Source organism: Streptacidiphilus sp. EB103A, assembly GCF_041261405.1.
In the GTDB taxonomy this organism is placed as follows: domain Bacteria; phylum Actinomycetota; class Actinomycetes; order Streptomycetales; family Streptomycetaceae; genus Streptacidiphilus.
The window spans coordinates 66,000-83,899 of sequence record NZ_JBGCAQ010000018.1; the positions used below are offsets into that span (position 1 = coordinate 66,000).

At 71.2% G+C, this 17,900-nt stretch carries 11 protein-coding genes; 6 read left to right on the plus strand and 5 right to left on the minus strand.

Annotated features, from left to right (window positions below; genetic code table 11):
- Window positions 1–4: 4 nt before the first annotated feature.
- From ABH941_RS27850 to ABH941_RS27865, 4 genes are all read left to right on the plus strand, one after another.
- Window positions 5–3,103 carry an amino acid adenylation domain-containing protein gene (locus tag ABH941_RS27850; RefSeq protein ID WP_370132286.1) on the plus strand — a complete coding sequence of 1,033 codons (3,099 nt, stop codon included), beginning with the start codon at window positions 5–7 and terminating at the stop codon, window positions 3,101–3,103.
- A 129-nt stretch (window positions 3,104–3,232) separates the two neighbouring features.
- A complete protein-coding gene (gene ccrA, locus ABH941_RS27855; RefSeq protein ID WP_370132417.1) occupies window positions 3,233–4,582 on the plus strand; it encodes a crotonyl-CoA carboxylase/reductase in 1,350 nt (449 codons plus the stop codon).
- Window positions 4,579–5,490: a 3-hydroxybutyryl-CoA dehydrogenase gene (locus tag ABH941_RS27860; protein ID WP_370132287.1), complete on the plus strand. Its 912-nt coding sequence runs from the start codon at window positions 4,579–4,581 to the stop codon at window positions 5,488–5,490. Before ccrA ends, ABH941_RS27860 begins: the two co-directional genes overlap by 4 nt.
- Before the next feature lie 72 nt (window positions 5,491–5,562).
- Window positions 5,563–6,564: a 3-oxoacyl-ACP synthase III family protein gene (locus tag ABH941_RS27865; protein WP_370132289.1), complete on the plus strand. Its 1,002-nt coding sequence runs from the start codon at window positions 5,563–5,565 to the stop codon at window positions 6,562–6,564.
- 66 nt (window positions 6,565–6,630) lie between these two features.
- On the opposite strand, the gene ABH941_RS27870 is transcribed toward ABH941_RS27865, so the two are convergent.
- From ABH941_RS27870 to ABH941_RS27890, 5 genes are all read right to left on the minus strand, one after another.
- Window positions 6,631–9,441 carry a glycoside hydrolase family 48 protein gene (locus ABH941_RS27870; protein ID WP_370132290.1) on the minus strand — a complete coding sequence of 937 codons (2,811 nt, stop codon included), beginning with the start codon at window positions 9,439–9,441 and terminating at the stop codon, window positions 6,631–6,633.
- A 362-nt stretch (window positions 9,442–9,803) separates the two neighbouring features.
- Window positions 9,804–10,724 carry a homocysteine S-methyltransferase gene (mmuM, locus tag ABH941_RS27875; protein WP_370132291.1) on the minus strand — a complete coding sequence of 307 codons (921 nt, stop codon included), beginning with the start codon at window positions 10,722–10,724 and terminating at the stop codon, window positions 9,804–9,806.
- A 45-nt stretch (window positions 10,725–10,769) separates the two neighbouring features.
- Window positions 10,770–11,729 carry a D-2-hydroxyacid dehydrogenase family protein gene (locus ABH941_RS27880; RefSeq protein ID WP_370132292.1) on the minus strand — a complete coding sequence of 320 codons (960 nt, stop codon included), beginning with the start codon at window positions 11,727–11,729 and terminating at the stop codon, window positions 10,770–10,772.
- A gap of 169 nt (window positions 11,730–11,898) precedes the next feature.
- Window positions 11,899–12,903, minus strand: coding sequence for a hypothetical protein (locus ABH941_RS27885; RefSeq protein WP_370132293.1), 1,005 nt, complete (start codon window positions 12,901–12,903; stop codon window positions 11,899–11,901).
- A complete protein-coding gene (locus tag ABH941_RS27890) occupies window positions 12,900–16,601 on the minus strand; it encodes a DNA polymerase III subunit alpha (protein ID WP_370132294.1) in 3,702 nt (1,233 codons plus the stop codon). Before ABH941_RS27890 ends, ABH941_RS27885 begins: the two co-directional genes overlap by 4 nt.
- 216 nt (window positions 16,602–16,817) lie before the next feature.
- On the opposite strand from ABH941_RS27890, the gene ABH941_RS27895 reads away from it, so the two are divergent.
- Together ABH941_RS27895 and ABH941_RS27900 are read left to right on the plus strand one after the other, a co-directional pair.
- Entirely contained in the window at window positions 16,818–17,174 is a 357-nt protein-coding gene (locus ABH941_RS27895) for a hypothetical protein (RefSeq protein ID WP_370132295.1), read from the plus strand.
- Window positions 17,175–17,304: 130 nt separating this feature from the next.
- Entirely contained in the window at window positions 17,305–17,526 is a 222-nt protein-coding gene (locus ABH941_RS27900; protein WP_370132296.1) for a hypothetical protein, read from the plus strand.
- Window positions 17,527–17,900 lie beyond the last annotated feature (374 nt).

Here is a 17,900-nt window from a genome sequence, read left to right on the forward strand (position 1 = left end):
CCCTATGACGGGCGAGTCCACAGCCGGCTTCGTGAGCGACTGGGCGGTCAGGTTCGGCCCCCTGGACGCTCCCTCCGGTCCCGCACCCCGGCAGACCGGAAACACGGCCGCCGAGCCGGACTACGAGCGGCGGGTGTCCGCGCTGGAATGGGTGTTCCTGGGCCTGGAGCCGAACTGCTCCGTCATCAATTTCGTTGTCGAAGGCCACGGCGGACTGGACCCGGAGGTACTGCGGGAGGCCGTGGCGGTCGCCTCCGCCGCCAATCCCGGCTCCCGGCTGATCCGCCAGGACATGCGGTGGGTGGACAGCGGCGTCACTCCCGAGGTGCGAGCCGTCGAAGGCGGGCCGTTCCTCCGCGCGGACCTCGACTCGCCGGAGCTCAGGCGCCCGCTTCCGGACTCCGGGCCGACCTGCGAGGTACTTCTCGTACCGGACGATCCGGCCACGGTCGTGTTCCGGGCTGCCCATGCCGTCATGGACGGGCGTGGACTGCTGCACTGGGTGCTGGACGTGTTCCGGGTGATGCGTGGCATACCGCCGCTGGGCTCGGACAACACGGTCAACAGCGATGAACTGCTGCGGCAGATCTGCGCGCCGCAGGAGCCCCCCGCCGCGGCGGACCCGCCGACCGGTGACTGTCCGTCACCGGTCGGCCCCCGCGCGGCCGAAGCCTCCGGCCTGCTATGGCGGCGCCGCACCGTCGACGGTGTGCATCCGGCAGCGACCGCGAAGGTGGCCGCCGCGCTGGCAGCTCGCTACGGCTCCGGGCGCTTCGCCGTCCCGGTGGACCTCCGGCGCCATGCGCCCGGTCTCCGGTCCACCGCGCTGCTTTCGCAGCCGCTGCAGTTGGACGTCACCGCCGGAGCGGGCTGGGAGGAGATCCACGGCAGGATGCTCACCGCTCTGGCCGACCGGGAGGAGCTCACCGGCGGAGTCGACCCCGCTGTCCTCTCCCTGCCGCTGACCCTCCTACGTGCCGGCATCGCCGACCTGGACCGGAAGGCCGGACTCGACGACCGTTACAGCGGCCGGGCCATTGTGTCCCACCTGGGCGCAGTGGACCTGGCAGACCTCTCCGCCGACAGCTTCCAGGCCTCCGCCTTCTACCCGCTGGGCGGCGCCAATCCGGGCAGCCCGCCCGAGATCAACCTGGCCGAGACCTCGGGCCTCACCGAGATCACCCTCACCTGGTTCCAGGGACCCGGCGTCGCCGAGCTCGCGGACGAGGTCCTGGATGTGATCGAAGAGGCGCTCTCGCCGCGCTCTCGCCGCGAGTGGGCAGGCAACCGTACCGAGCGCGCACTCCCCAGTGAGCTCTCCGTGGTGGAACTGTTCCGGCACCAGGTCGAGCGCACTCCCGACCGCGTCGCGCTGAGCGGTCCGGAGGGCGACGTCAGCTATGCCGAGCTCAGCCGGCGTGCCGACGCGGTCGCCGCCCGACTCCGTAGCCGGGGCATCGGGCCCGGCAGCGTGGTAGGTCTGCTCGCGGGCAGGACGGTCGCCGCCTTCGCCGGTCTGTGGGGTGTGCTGCGCACCGGCGCCTGCTACCTGCCGCTGGACGTCCGCCACCCCGACCATCGGCTCGCGACACTGCTGGCGACTTCGGGAAGCAGCCACTGCCTGGTCGAACGCCCGCATGAGCAGCGGGACTTCGCTCCGGATGGCTGCACCCCGGTGCTCCTGGACGACCTCGCCGCGGCCGACGCCCCGGCCGACATCGCGGACGCCGTGATCAGCCCGGCCGACCTGGCCTACATCATCTTCACCTCCGGATCCACTGGGCAGCCCAAGGGCGTTCAGATCGAGCACCACAGCATCGCCAACTACGCGCACTGGGGCATCCGCGCCTTCGAGTTCGACCAGAACACCCGTCTGCCGCTGCTGGCCGCCCTCTCCTTCGACCTGTCAAAGACCTCTGTCTTCCTTCCGCTGCTGGTCGGGGGCCGCGTGGTGCTGATGCGGGACGAGCCCGACCATGTCTCGTTGCGGTGGCTGCTGCGGGAATCCGGCGCCAACACCCTGACGCTGACGCCTTCCCATCTCGACCTCATCAGCCGGCTCGATCTGCGGCCCGCCGAGGACTTCCGCAGCGTGGTCGTGGTCGGAGAGCAGCTCAGGACGGACGTGGCGCTGCGGGCCCAGGAGAAGTTCGGCCCCGAGTGCCGGGTCGTCAACCTCTACGGGCCGACGGAGGTCACCGTGGGCTGCACCTCCCACCTCTTCGACGCCGAGCGGGACAGTGCCGCGGCAGCCGTCCCCATCGGCCTCCCTGGCGACAACACCAAGGTGTTCCTGCTGGACGCCGAGCGGCGGTTCGTCACTCCCGGCGAGGTCGGCGAGATGTATCTGGGCGGTGACCAAGTAGCCCGGGGCTATCTGGGCCGGCCGGAGTTCGACCGGGACCGCTTCCCCGTCCTAGCGGACGGTACCCGGGTCTACCGCACGGGCGACCTGGCCCGGCTGCTCCCCTCCGGAGAGCTGGAGTTCATCGGCCGGGCCGATGACCAGGTCAAGGTGCGCGGATTCCGGGTGGAGCCGGCAGAGGTCGCACAGGCCCTGGAGAGCCACGACCGGGTCGACCGAGCCGTCGTCGTGGCCGCATCCCGCCGGAGGCAGACCGGCAAGGCGCTCTACGCCTATGTCGTGACCCCGCATCCTGTCGCCGCCGAGGAGTTGGAGCAGTACCTGGCCGGACTGCTGCCGGTCTACATGCTTCCATCAGCCATCGTGGCGGTACCCGAGCTGCCCTACACCGTCAACGGCAAGGTGGACGCTGCCGCTCTGCCGGACCCTTTCGCCGGCGACGCCCCTGCCCGCCCCGCAGCCAGGGCGGAGACCGCGGTGGACGCGGTGGAGGACGCCATAGCGCAGATCTGGGCGCGTTCCCTCGGTGTGGAACGGTCCCGGCTGGACGGCCAGGCGAACTTCCACCGTCTCGGCGGCGACTCCCTGGCGCTGCTGGCGATGCTGGCCGGCATCAGTCGCGAGGTACTCGTCGAGACGGCCGAAGGGGCTCTCATGGCCCAGCTGCCGAGCATCCTCCGGGAACCCACGCTGGAGCACGTCGCCGCGGTGGCCCGCGAGGCGGGCACCCTGCTGTAGGACCGGCCGGGCCACCGTGGCAGGCGTGCTTCTGCCGTCGGTTCTGCCTGTTCCCGGCCTTCGACGACCAGGATCATTGATGTGAGCGTGGGTACCGGCAGCAGCACCGGGACAAGGAAAGAGGTCACCGTGGATTCGCTGGCTGAGGCCCTCCTCCGAGGAGCGGGCCCGGAGGAGATCGAACGGGAGCCTCTCCCGGAGGAGTACCTCGGCGCATATCTCAGCGCTGCGGACCAGGGGATGTTCCAGGGTGTGGCCGACAAGGACGTCCGGAAGTCACTCCATGTCGGCCGGGTCCCGATGCCTGAACTGGCCCCGGACGAGGTCCTGGTCGCCGTGATGGCCAGTTCCATCAACTACAACACCGTCTGGTCGGCGACGTTCGAGCCGATTCCGACCTTCCGTTTCCTGGAGCGGTACGGACGCCTCGGCGGCCTGGCCGCCCGGCATGACCGGCCGTACCAGGTCGTGGGTTCCGACGCCGCCGGCGTCGTGGTCCGGACCGGGGCCGGGGTCAGCCGCTGGCACCCGGGCGACCACGTCGTCGTCTCCTGCATCCAGACGGACGACCACGAGCCCGCCACCCATGCCGACAGCATGCTCAGCGAGGGACAAAGGGCATGGGGCTACGAGACCAACTTCGGCGGCCTGGCCCACTACGCGGTCGCCAAGGCCAGTCAACTCGTCCGCAAGCCGGCCCACCTCACGTGGGAGGAGGCGGGCAGCAGCATGCTCACCGCCTCCACTTCCTATCGGATGCTCATCAGCGACAAGGGAGCCCGGATCAAGCTCGGCGACATCGTCCTGGTCTGGGGCGCCACCGGCGGCCTCGGCGCCTTCGCCGTGCAGCTGGTGCGCAGTGCGGGCGGTATCCCCGTCGGTGTGGTCGGCTCGGAGGCCAAGGTGGCAGCAGCCCGGGACCTGGGCTGCGAGGTGGTGGTCAACCGGAACGAGATCGGCCTGACCGGCGTGTCGACTCCGGAGCAAGCCGTCCAGCAGGGCAAGCGGCTCGGGAAGCTGATTCGGCAGCACGTGGGCGAGGATCCCCATGTCGCCTTCGACTACGTCGGGCAGGCGACCTTCGGGATCTCCACCTTCGTCGTGCGTCGTGGCGGGACCGTTGTCACCTGCGGCTCCAGTACCGGTTATCAGCACCAGTACGACAACCGCTACCTGTGGATGAACTCGAAGCGCATCCTGGGCTGCCATGCCGCGAACCTGCTCGAACAGGCCGAATGCGCGCGGCTGTTCAGCCTCGGCCGGATCTCCCCGGTCCTCTCCACCAGCTATCCGCTGACCCAGGTCGGCGAGGCCGCCCGGTTGGTCCAGCAGAATCAGCACGTCGGCAAGGTCGGTGTGCTGTGCCTGGCCCCCAAGGAAGGACTGGGCGTCACCGACCCGGAACTGCGCGAGCAGATCGGGGCCGATCGGCTCAACCCGCTCCGGCCGTCCTGCCACGGAGAGCGGGCCCGCTCATGAACACCCCCATCGGGACTCCCGCGATGCCCGAGGCGCCCGTGGTGGCGGCACGCCGCCTGCACAGGATAGGCATCGTCGGCTGCGGCGTGATGGGCGCGGGTCTTGCGGAGATCTGCGCCAGGGCGGGAACCGGGGTTCTCGTCAATGTGTCGAGCGACGAGTCCGAGGCTCGCGGCCGAACACGGATCGAACGCTCTCTGGCCGCGGCGACCCGTCGGGGAAAGCTGACTGCGACCGACGCCGAGGCCGTACGGAGCCGGATCTCCTTCACCACCGACATCGGCGAACTGGCCGACCGGCAACTGGTGTTCGAGGCCGTCCCGGAGAACGAAGCCGCGAAGCTCCAGGTCTTCCGCGCGCTTGACAAGATCGTCTCCGACCCCGGGGCCGTGTTCGCCAGCAACACCTCGTCGCTCCCGGTGATCAAGCTGGCCCGGGCCACCGAGCGCCCCGGCCGGGTTCTTGGCGTGCACTTCTTCAACCCTGCGCCGGTGCTCCCGTTGGTCGAGGTCATCAGTTCGCTGCTGACCGACGCGTCCGCGTCCGCGGTGACCGAGGCCTTCGTCACCGACGTCCTGGGCAAGACGGTCATTCGTTCCGGGGACCGTGCGGGGTTCGTGGTGAACGCCCTGCTGGTCCCCTACCTGCTCGCGGCGATCCGCATGCTGGAGTCCGGGTTCGCCACGGCCGAGGACATCGACACAGGGATGAAGCTCGGCTGCTCCCATCCCATGGGCCCACTCGCGCTGGTGGACCTCATCGGACTCGACACCATCGCTGCAGTGGGGCGCGCCCTCTACGACGAATTCCGCGAGCCCGCTTACGCCGTGCCGCCGCTGCTGGCCCGGATGGTGGAGGGCGGCCTGCTGGGGACCAAGACCGGGCGTGGTTTCTACACCTACGCCTGACCCCGGCTCAGCGCACCCCTGGAACTCCTCGTACCTCCGGAACGCCGAAGTCCACGGAAGGCGGAAGCAAACATGTCGCAGCAGGCCATCGGGATCCTGGCGACAGGATCCTATGTACCGGAACGGCACGTAGGGAACGAGGAGGTCGCCGCGCGGGTCGGGGTTCCCTCGGAGTGGATCGAGCGCAAGACGCAGATCGTCGGCCGCCGCTACGCGGCCGACGACGAAGCCACCTCCGACCTGGCGCTGCGCGCGGCGATCCCCGCTCTGAAGAGCGCCGGACTGCAGGCGGAGCAACTTGACTACCTCATCGTCTCGACCTCCACCCCGGACTCCCCGCAGCCGCCCACCGCGTACCACGTCCAGCGCGAGCTGGGCGCGGTCCATGCCGCCTGCTTCGACATCAACGTGGTGTGCAGCGGTTTCGTGTACGGACTGGCCCTGGCCCGCAGCCTGGTGTCCGACCGTCCCGGGAGCCATGCCCTGGTGGTCGCCGCCGACGTCTACTCACGCATCCTGGACTTCTCCGACCGCCGCACCGCCGTCCTGCTCGGCGACGGTGCGGGGGCCGCCGTCGTCGGCGCGGTCCGCGAGGGCTACGGGTTCCTCGGCTTCGAACTGGGCAGCCGCGGCGATGCCAGCGGCTTGATCAGAGTGGAGGCAGGCGGCAGCCGGCTGCCCGCCTCTCCCGAGACGCTGGCGCAGGGTCAGCACTTCTTCCGGATGGAGGGAAGGGACGTCAGGGACTTCGTGATGGCCAATTTCCCACCCGCGGTCGAGCGGCTGTGCGCCTCCACCGGCATCGCCCGCGAGCGCATCCAGCATGTCGTCCCGCACCAGCCGAACGGCGTACTGCTCACCGAGCTCATCGAGCGGTCCGGGCTGTCCCAGGCCCGTACGCACCGCACCCTGGAGCGCTACGGCAATGTCGGGAGTGCTTCCTGCGCGGTCACCCTCGATGCCGCGAACGAGGCGGACTCGCTCACAACCGGGGACCTGGTACTGATCGGCAGTTTCGGCGGCGGGATGTCCCTCGGCGCGGGGCTGCTTCGCTGGGGCGGCAGCCCGGACTGAACACCTCACGGGGTGGACTCCCCCGGCAGAACGCTGAGGGAATCCACCCGTTGCCGCTCACCGGCCTCAGGACGGTTCGGTGCCGTAGGCGAGGGTGCCGTTGATGTAGACGGTGACCTTGGGGGCGTCGGCGTAGGAGGTGTTGGTGGCGTAGCTGTAGTCGTTGGTCTCGGTGAAGTTGGACCAGTCGGTCTTGTTGAAGCGGTTCTGGATCTCACCGGTGGAGGCGCCTGCGGCGAGGCTGCCGGCGCCGGCGGTGAAGCCGACCAGGAGGTAGTGGTCGGCGCCGGTCTTGGCGGCGGGCACGGCGACCACCGAGTGGGTGACGTTGCCGGAGCCGATGACCGCGTAGTCGACGTTGGTGCTGAAGGTGTTCGCGCCGCCGTCGCTGGTGAACCAGTAGCGCATGGTCACCGTCGACAGGGCCAGCGGGGTGGTCCCGGTGTTGACCACCTGCAGGCCCGGCTTGATCTGGTTGTCGCCCGGAGAGGAGTCCAGGTTCTTGTACTGCGCCTTGACGGTGCCGGTGGTCACGGTACCGGCGCTGGTGGTGGCGCTCACCGTGCTGGACGCGGCCGAGAGGTTCCCGGCGGCGTCCGTCGCCACGACCGAGTAGTTGTACGCCGTGGAGGCGCTCAGCCCGGTGTCGGTGAACGTCGTCGCCGTGGTGGTGGTACCGGCCAACGCGCTGTTCCGGTAGACGTCGTAGCCGGTCACGCCGACGTTGTCGGTCGAGGCCGTCCACGACAGCGAGACGGTGCTGCTGGTCACTCCGGTGACGGCCAGGTTGGTCGGCGCCGACGGCGGGGTGGTGTCCCCGCCGGTGCTGCCGCCGCCCGCGACCAGCTCCCCGTACACCGCGTAGGCCATCGCGATGTCCGCCTGTGCCCAGAAGCGGTGGTACGTGAAGGAGGGCGCCGCACCGCCGTTGAGGTACGCCTGGACCTTCGGGAAGGACGGGTCGTTCTTGTACCAGGAACGGATGGACAGGAAGGTGGCCCCGGGGGCGATCGGGTCTCCGTTGGGCATCTTGCCCGACCAGCCGCTGGGCACGAACACCGGGTCGTTGAAGCGGCTGTAGTCGGTGCGGGTCTCCGGTACCGCGATGCCCTTGGCGTCGGCGAAGGTCGCCATCACGTCCAGCAGGCTCTTCGCGAGAGCCGTGTACGTGGTGTTGCCGGACTTGACGCCATAGTAGGTCAGCGCCTTGACGTAGGCCGCGCAGACGCCGACGTCGTTGCCGAAGGCCGCGACGGTGACGTGCAGCGAGGCGTTGGCCCCCGGGCTGCTCGCGTTCCAGGTGTCCGGCTGGCCGCTCCAGCTGAGCGTGGACGGGATCGAGAAGGTGCTCGACGTGACCGTGGTCTTGGAGGCGGCCCAGGCCATCCACTTGTCCAGGATCGTCTTGGCGGCGGCGTTCCCGGTCACGTAGTAGTACTCCGCGAGCCGTTCCATCGCCCAGGCCTGCATGCCGAACCAGTTGTTGCTGGGCGGGTCGTGGTAGACCGGCTCCCAGTCGTAGGCCATGCCGTAGAAGGTCGGGTCGCCCGCGGGCGGCGTGGCGTACGCGCCGTTCCAGCTGTTGGTGCAGCCGCCGGCGATGGCGCCCTCGGCGGACTGGAGCCAGCGGAAGAACTCCAGCTGCCGGGCCAGACTGCTGGTCCAGTCGCCCTTGGCGGTCGGCGACATCGGGGTCAGCGCGGCCACGTTGGACATCGCCCAGGCCGCGATCGGGTTCTGGTAGCCCTGGTGGGAGGCGCCGTCCCCGATCCGCCAGGCCCAGCCGCCGCCCGGCTCCGCCCCGCCCCAGGCGTAGTACCAGGCCATCAGGTAGTGCTCGGAGCTGCGCCCGGACCCGGCGGTGCAGCCGGTGGGGCTGGTGCAGCTGCCGATCTGCTTGAAGTACTTGTCGAACAGCGAGTAGCGCAGGTAGTCGCCCATCCTGGCGGCCTTCGCCGCCGAGGCGGCGACCTGGCTCGACGCGCCCTGGGCCGAGGCCCAGCGGTAGGCCCAGTACGCGGCCTGGACCGAACGGGCGTCGGCGTCAGGGGCGTTGGTGTACTTCCACTGGGTGGCGTAGGCGCCGCTCTGCTTCACGAACAGGTCGAGGTAGCCGTTGGTCCCGCCGTACTTCATCAGGTCGGTGCAGGGCTGCGGGATCGTCTCCCAGACCGACTCCTGGGAGCCGCGCTGGTAGCTGTTGATGTACGAGGGCCCGGTCGCGGTGGGGCCGGTCTCCGCGCCGGTGCCGGGGGTGTTGCCGTAGCCGTAGGTGTTGTCGACGTCCATCAGCCAGTGCATCCCGTAGATGTCCGAGGTGCCGTAGGTGGATGTCAGCTCGTTGGCCAGCGGGTCCTGACCGACCGACACCGAGGTGTCGAGCGGGCTGGGGTAGCTGCTGGGGTCCGGCCACTCGGGTGCGTAGGTGGCCGGCGAGGAGGGGTTGTAGGAGCTGTTGGTCGGCTGGTCGATGTGCTGCGGGATGATGTAGTGCTCGGCCGTCGTCCAGGCGCTGTTGAAGGCGGTCCAGTCACCGGTCACCCGGCCGTAGGTGGCCTCCAGCCAGAACCAGAAGCTGAACGCCTCCGACGTGGTCTGGTGTCCGTGGTCCGGCGCCTCGACGATCAGCGTCTCCACGGAGTGGAAGGGGATCCCCTCGGGGCTGAAGTAGCCGTTCGCCGCGTTCTTGATCTTGGCGTACTGGGTCAGGAACGCCTGGGTGTACGCGTCCGTCGAGGGGGTCACCCCGGGCAGGACGGATACGGATTGCGGGCGGTCCGCCCAGGCCTTGGCGATGACCGGCGCTCCGCTCACCGCCGCCATCGCGGTGCCGACCGCGGCGATGGCGAAACGCCTTCGGGACAGGGATTCGGACATGGCAGTCGTACTCCTTCGACGGCCGACGGGTCCGAGTCCGGGACCCGGCGGGCCGGGGTGGGGGAATGCTGAAGGGACGCGCTGTTCCGTGTGCTCACGGTGAGTGGTGGTCACCGGTGAGTGGTGGGCGCGACTGGGCGCGCTCCCATCCACAACAGGTACTGACCTCCTGTCAGGCAGGTGCGGACAGGGTGAATGTGGTGTCCCACAGGCATCGATTTCCATGCGGCTCGGTGGGAGCGCTCCCAATAGTTGGGGCTTTCCGGTGACACGTCAAGAGTTGTGACGCACGTCGGTGGCGAAGTCCCGAGTCCGCGAAGGGATGCCCAGATCTGCTCCCTGTCCCGAAAATTGACGAAGGGTCAGCGGTTCTGCAACGACCGGGCGACGGCGGAGATCGCGTCGGGACCGACCCGGCAGCAGCCGCCGACCAGGCGCGCGCCGGCCTTGACCCAGCCGTCGACCTGGTGGCCGTCGAAATGGGCGGCGCCCTCCCAGGCCCGGCTCTGCGCGTTCCAGGTCTCGCCGCTGTTCGGGTAGACGACCACCGGCTTGCCGGTCGTCTCGGCCGCCACTGCCACCGCCCGCTCCACGTCCTGCGGGTCGCAGCAGTTCACGCCCACCGCGATCACCGCGTCGACGCCCGCGGCGAGCGCGAAGGCCTCGGCCAGCGGCTGCCCGGCCCGGGTGCGCTCCCCGTCGACGCTGTAGCTGAGCCAGGCCGGGACGCCGAGCCCGTCGAGCGCGCGCAGCAGCGCCTCCGCCTCGCGCGCGTCCGGAACCGTCTCCAGGGCCAGCGCGTCGGCGCCCGCCTCCGCGAGCACCTCCATCCGCGGCCGGTGGAAGCGTTCCAGCTCGGCGACGCTCAGCCCGTAGTCACCGCGGTACTCCGAGCCGTCCGCGAGCATCGCCCCGTACGGGCCGACCGAGGCGGCCACCCACCTCGGTCCCTCGCCTGCGGCTTCACTGCGAGCCCGGTCGGCCAGTTCCACGCTGCGCCGCAGCAGCGCCGCCGCCTCGGCGCGCCCGAGGCCGCGCCGGGCGAAGCCCTCGAAGGTGGCCTGGTAGCTGCTGGTGATCGCAACCTGCGCGCCCGCCGCGTAGTAGGCGGCATGCGCCGCGACGATCGCCTCCGGACGGTCCGCCAGCAGCCGGGCCGACCAGAGCTCGTCGGAGAGGTCGTGGCCGGCGGCGGCCAGCTGGTTGGACATCCCCCCGTCCAGCACCAGCGGCCCCTCGGCCAGCGCGGCGGCGAGGGAGGAGGACAGCGGGAGGAGGGTCATGGTGCACCTTTTCTGTTTCTGCTTTGCTTTTTGTGTGACGACTGCTCAGTTGAGGCGGCGGAGCGGGGTTCCGGCCAGGTAGGCCTGGATGTCCTCGACGGCGTGGGTGAAGTAGGTGCGGTAGTTGCCCTCGGAGACATAGCCCAGGTGGGGAGTGGCCAGCAGCCGGGGCGCGGAGCGCATCGGATGGTCGGCCGGGAGCGGCTCCTGGTCGAAGACGTCCAGTCCTGCGCCGGCGATCCGGCCTTCGCGGAGCGCGGCCAGCAGCGCGTCCTGGTCGACGATGGCGGCGCGGGAGGTGTTGACCAGGTAGGCCGTCGGCTTCATCAGGGCGAGCTCCGCCGTCCCCAGCAGGCCGCGACTGCGGTCGCCGAGGGCGAGGTGGACCGAGACGAAGTCGCTGGTGGCCAGCAGTTCGTCAAGGCCGGCCGCGAGCTCGACGCCGACCTCGTCGGCCCGCTCCTTGGTGAGGTTGCTGCTCCAGGCCGTCACCTCCATGCCGAAGGCCAGCCCGACCCTGGCCACCAGGCTGCCGATCTTCCCCAGCCCCAGCAGCCCGAGTCGACGTCCGGCCAGGTCCGCACCGACCGTGCTCTGCCAGGGACCGCCACCGCGCAACGCGGTGCTCTCGGTGACCAGGCCGCGGGCGAGGCCCAGCAGCAACGCCCAGGTCAGTTCGACCGGCGGGGTGGAGCTGCTGGCGGTGCCGCAGACGGTCACCCCGTGCTCGCGGGCAGCGTCCATATCGATCGACGCATTGCGCATCCCGGAGGCGACCAGCAGCCGGAGCCGCGGCAGCCGCTCGAACAGCGCGGCCGGGAACCGGACGCGCTCGCGCAGCGTGACGACGACGTCGAACGACTCGATCGCGCGGACGAGCTCGTCCTCTGTGGCGAAGTGCCCGGTGAAGCTGACGACGTCCAGTTCGCCGGCGAGCGGGGTCCAGTTGGCCATGGAGGTGGCGACGTTCTGGTAGTCGTCGAGGACGGCACAGCGCAGCTTCATGTCTTCAGCCTAAGAGACGAGCGACCCCAGTGGGGGTGCGGCCTGGCTGGTCAGCAGAGCGTTGGTGCTGGTTGGCGGCAGCTGTGGGTGGCTTACATGGCGCCACCGTTGCCGCCCTGAGCCGCGGCGGCGCCCCGCCTCCCCCGGGCGCCCGTAGCGCAGGCGCCGGTCAGGCGGCGCGGTGTAGGGAGGCTCTGGTGAGGCCGGTGGTGCCGAAGAGGGTGGTGGTGCGGTCGATGACGGCTTCGATGCGGTGGGCTCGGTCGTCGGCCGGGTCCAGGCTGAGCTGGTGCGGGGCCAGCTCGGCGGGGCGGATGCCCTCGGCGCGGAGGGTGATGCCGCGGACCCTGGCCCGCTGCAGGCCCAGGGCCTCGTGGAGCCGGTAGGCGGTGGCGGTCAGGGCCGGGGTGTGTGCGGTGGGTTCGGCGAGGGTGCGGCTGCGGGTGCTGGTGGAGCGGTCGGCGTAGCGGACGGTGAGGGTGAGCGCGCCGGTGGCCTGGCCGCCGGTACGGAGCCGGGCGCCCAGGTGGTGGGTGAGGTCGAGCAGCGCCCGCCGGTGTTCGACCGGGTCGAGTTCGTCGCGGTCGAAGCCGTGCTCGGCGGCCAGGGAGCGGGTGGGGGTGCCGGTGGCGACCGGGGTGGGGTCGATTCCCCGGGCGCGCTGGTGGAGTTGGCGGCCCGCGGAGGCGCCGAGGATGCGCTGGAGGGTGGGCAGCGGGACTGCGGCGAGTCGGCCGACGGTGTCCAGGCCGTAGCCGCCGAGGGTACGGGCGGTGGCCTGGCCGACCCCGGGGAGGGCGAGGACCGGCAGCGGGTCGAGGAAGGCCCGCGCGGCTTCGGGGTCGGCCAGGACGTGGATCCCGCCGGTGGTGGAGGAGTTGGCGGCGAGCCGGGCCAGCAGGGGGTTGGCGGCGAGGCCGATGGTGCAGTCGACGTCCTGCTGGACGAGGGCCTGGACCCTGATCCGCTTGGCGAGTTGGACCGCGTCGACGCCGAAGTAGCGCTGTGCGCCCCGGACATCGAGCAGGGCGGCGTCCGGGGGCAGCGGTTCGACCACGGGTGTGACGCCGCGCAGCAGGTCCAGGACCCGGTCGTAGACCTCGGCCGTGAGCGGGGCGGTGACGCCGGGCCGGTGCAGGACGACGTGCAGGATGGCGATCTGACGGTTGGTCATCCCGCGCTCCCGGGGCTGGAATGCCAGAGGCGGCGGGTGTCGGCGACCGGGCTGCCGGGGGTCTTGAGGTCGGCCCAGGGGTGGAGTTCGTAGCCGGTGGACATCCGGATGCTGCGGCTGGGCTGCGCGGGGGCGCCCTGCTCGTGGCCAGGTCGCCCGGGGCCGGACTGCTCGGGGCCGGGCTGCGCGGGATCGGCCCCGGCGGCCCCGGGCTCGGCGGCCCCGGGCTCGGCGGCCCCGGGCTCGGCGGCCCCGGGCTCAGGGGCGGCATCGGCCGCGAGGCGGGCGGCGACGGCCTCCAGGCCGCCGGTGCGGCGCAGTTCGGCCAGCTCGGTCAGGCTCCAGGCGGCATTGCCGACCACGCTGAGGCTCTGCCGTCCGCGCCGCTGGACGATGCCCCTGACCAGCAGCAGGCCGTGGTGGAAGACCACGGCGGCGCAGCGGGGGTGGCTGTCCTCGAAGAAGGCGAGGTCGACCAGGCCCGCGGTGCTGCCGTCGTCCAGGGTGGTGAAGATGACCCGGCGGCCGGAGCGGATCGGGGGCGTCTGGGTGGCCGCCCTGATGCCCGCGACCAGCACGGACGCGCCGTGGCGGGTCTGCCGCAGCCGAGCCGCCGAGGTGACTCCGAGCTCCTCCAGGAAGGCGTGATGGGTCGTCATGAGGTGTCGGGAGGCGTCGAGTCCGAGAATGTCCAGCTCGGCGCCGAGCCGTTCGTCGGCGTCGGGCTCGGGCAGGCCGGAGCGGTCGGCGGGCGCGTCCGGGTCGGCCGCGAGCAGTGGGAGCTGGCCGTCGCCGGGTCGGCCGCGGTCCTCCCGGTGCAGCTCGGCGAGCTGGAGCAGCAGGTCGCGCCGGCCCGCGCCGCGGGCGAGCTGGTCCAGCGCGCCGACCTGGACCAGCCGTTCGGCGAGCGGACGGGAGGGACGGGCCCGGCGCCAGAGGTCGGGCAGCGAGCCGTAGGGCTGTCCGACCCTGGCCGAGACGATCCGAGCGGCCTCGGCCTCGGTGATGCCCTGGACCTCGGACAGGGCCATCCGGACGCCCCAGCGTCCGTTCCGGGAGTTCTCATCAGACACCAGTTCGATTCTAAAATCCTGTTCGGACCGGTTCACATCCAGCGGCAGCACCGGCACCCCGCGCCGCCGGGCGTCCGCGAGCAGCAGCCGCTTCGGGTACATCCCCGGGTCATGGGTGAGGATCCCGGCGTAGAAGGCGGCGGCGCGGTGGGTCTTGAGCCAGGCCGACTGGTACGTCGGCACGGCGAAGGCCGTGGCGTGCGCCTTGCAGAAGCCGTAGGCGCCGAACGCCTCCAGGATCTCCCAGGCGCGGCGGATCACCTCCGCCGAGTATCCCCGCCTGCGCGCGCCCTCGCCGAACCAGGCCCTGACCCGGCCCTGGCTCTCCGGCTTGGACAGCCCGCGCCTGGCCTCGTCGGCCATGCTCCGGTCGCAGCCGGTCATGATGTGCATGATCTCGATCACCTGCTCATGGAAGATGACCACGCCGTAAGTCTCCTTCAGCGCGTCTTCCAGATGCTCATGCGGATAGCCGGGGGCACGGCGGCCGTGCCGGGACTCGATGAAGGGCTTGACCATGTCGGCCGCCACCGGCCCCGGCCGGAACAGCGAGATGTCCACCACCAGGTGCTCGAAGGTCTCCGGCTGCAGCCGTCCGACCAGGTCGCGCTGGCCCGGCGACTCGACCTGGAAGCAGCCCAGGGTCTCGGCGGAGCGGATCAGCGCCATCGCGGCCGGGTCCTCGGGCGGGACCTGCGCCGGGTCGTCCAGGTCGATCCGCTCGCCGGTGGCGCGGGCGATCTCGGCGACGGCATGCGCCATCGCCGACTGCATCCGGACGCCCAGGACGTCCAGTTTCAGCAGGCCGAGGTCCTCCACGTCCTCCTTGTCGAACTGCGACATGGCGAAGCCCTCGCCGGGGGTGGGCACCACCGGGGTGCGGGTGAGCAGCGAGGCGTCCGAGATGATCACGCCACAGGGGTGCATGGCGGTGCCGCGCGACAGCCCGTCCAGGCCCTCGACCAGTTCCCAGAGCGGGCCGTGGTCCTCGGCCGCGACGGCGCGCAGCTCGGGCAGTTCGGCGAGGGCGGCGCGGGCGTCCTTGGCCCGGATGTGCGGGAATGCCTTGGCGAGGCGGTCGATGGTCTGCGGGTCCAGGCCGAGGGCGGCACCGGTGTCGCGGATGGCGTGGCGGACCCGGTAGGTCTCCGGCATGGCCAGGGTCGCGGTACGTTCGGCGCCGAAGCGTTCGAAGATCGCCCGGTAGACGTCCAGCCGCCGGGCCGACTCCACGTCGATGTCGATGTCGGGCATGGCCCGGCGGCGGACCGAGAGGAAGCGCTCCATCAGCAGCCCGTGTTCGACCGGGTCGGCGGTGGCGATGCCGAGCAGGTGGACCACCAGGGACCCGGCCGCCGAGCCGCGTGCGGCGACCCGGATGCCCAGCGCCCTGGTGTCGTCCACGACCTGCGCGACGGTGAGGAAGTAGCCGGCGAAGCCCAGTCGGGCGATGGTGTCCAGTTCGTCGTCCAGGCGCTTCCAGTACTCGCGCTGGTCGGGACGGCGGTGGTAGCCGCGGCGGACCATCGCGGTGGCGCAGCGCGAGCGCAGCACCCGGTCGGGACCGCGACGGTCGGCGCCGACCAGCCCGGGCTCGGGGAGGTGCACCGTGCCCAGGCCCAGGTCGTCCTGCGGATCCACCAGACAGGCCGCGGCGACCTCGCGGGTCTCCGCGAGCAGCCGACGGGCCCCGTCGCGGCCCTGGCCTGCGGCGTCGGCGATCTGCTCGGCGAGCCGGGCCATGTCCCCGGAGTCCTTGAGCCAGCCCTCGCCGCTGTCCCGCTGCTGCGGTTTGCGGGCGTCGACGGGCACCAGCAGCCGGGCCGAGTCCAGGACGTCGGCGAGCCGCCGGCCGCCGGGGTCGGCGTAGCGGACCTGGTTGGTGAGCACGGCGGGCAGGCCCTGCTCCTCGGCGAAGGCCAGGGTGCGGGCGGCCAGCCGCAGGCTGCCGGGGCCGGTGCCCGCGGTGGCCGCGACCGGGTGGTGGACGGCCTCCAGGCGCAGGGCGCCGGGGAACAGCCGCCGCCAGGGCGCGACCAGCCGGGCGGCACGGTCCGGACGCCCGGCCGCGAGCGCGGCACCGACCTCGGAGCCGGGGCCGAGCAGCACGAAGAGGTGGCCGGCCGCTGCGTCGGCGATCTGTTCGAGATCGGGCCAGCCGAGGGCGGGCGTGCCGCTGCCGTCCGCGTGCGCGGCCGTGACCAGGGCGCACAGCGCGGCCCAGCCCGCCCGGTCGCGCGCCAGGAACACCCCGCGCGGGGCGCTCTCGTCGACGAACGCGCCCCCGCGCACGGGGGTACGGCGGCGCACGGCGGACTGGGGCTGCCCTTGGCCATGCGCTTGGGCCTGCGCCTGGCCGGGTGTCGCGTCCGCATGGCTGGGCAGTGCCAGGTCCACCCCGAACAGCGGCCGGACCCCGGCCTCCCGGCAGGCCTTGGCGAAGCGGACGGTGCCGGCGAGGGTGTCCCGGTCGGTCAGCGCGAGCGCGTCCAGATCGCGTTCGGCGGCGCACTCGGCCAGCCGCTCCGGATGGCTGGCCCCGAAGCGGGCGGAGAACCCGGAGACGGCACGCAGATGCGTAAACACCACAGCCGCCTCCTGCCAGTCACCCGCTCCCCTCCCCATCCGACCCTCGGACCACAGCCTTCCCATCCATCATAGGGGCATCTCTCGAACATGCATTCGATGGAATGTGTCGGATGAGCCGGGAGGAAGGGAGGTGAGTGCGACTGTTCAGCGCAACGAGTGGAGTCTATATAATGAGACGATCAGTCTTTTATAGTGGGATGCCCTTATGGTCTTGCCGTTCCATGACGCGAGCGACGAGCGGAGATGCCCCCGATGCCCAAGACGGTTATCCACGTGTTCCATGACGACGACGACTCCATCGCCACCGGGAGCCGCATCGCCCAACGGATCCAGGAGATCGCCCCCGACCAAGGCAGCAGCGTCGAGGTCCTCTGCTTCGGGCCGGCACAGCGCCGCCTCACGGACAGGGGCGACTCGGCAGCCGTCGCCACCTTCAACCGCCAGATCGACGAGCTCATCGCAGGCGGTGTCGTCGTCGGGGCCTGCATCAACGCAGCCCGCGCCGAGGGAACCGAAGCCGAGCTCACGGAACGTGGTTTCACCCTCCGAGTGGCCCGCGACGAATTCCTGCGTTTCACCCTGGAGGGCGCAACGGTCATCACCTTCTGACTCCGGCCAACGAACCCGCAGGTTCCGCTGATCTGGGTGATGGGCACTCAACCGGACGTGAGCCGTCGTGGTGGGCGCCGAGTGTCGGTGGCATGGACTACCGTCCGAGCTCGTCGTCGAAAGGGGGGCCATGAACACGCAGGCAGCCTGGTCGGGAGTGCGGGATCGCGTCACCGCGGTGGTGGAGGCCGAGCGTCGGGCACGCGGCCAGGGGCCGTCTCAGCTCCCGGTCTTCGAGCCGGTGCTGAGCGCGGCCGAGATCGCCGAGGTCGAGGCGCAGTTGCTGCGCGACCTGGCGGCGGTCTCCGGGCGCAGCCCGGACCGTGTTCGAGGGAGCCGAGGACCTGGCTGAGCGCAGCGATGACCTGCTGCGGCAGGGCTTGGGCCAATGACCGGCGATGCGCCGCGTATCGCGGTTGCCGACCCCCGTGGTCGACCGGCTGGTCTATGCCGAGGCCGAGCAGACGCTGCGGCGGTACCAGGGAATGCGGCTGGGGCTGGCCGACGCGGTTAAATTGGTCTTGCCCAACGCCTGCCGGCACCCGCGATCCTCAGCTTTGACAGGCACTACCTGCAGATCGCCCCACGCACCAAGCGCGACTCCGGGACCTGGGTCGCCCCGGGACCGCACCGTGCTTGAACGCTCACCGCCCAATCGGGGCATAGAGCCGAGGTGACACCGCTGCGCGATGCGAAGCTGCCCTTCGCCACGATAGGCGGCACGGG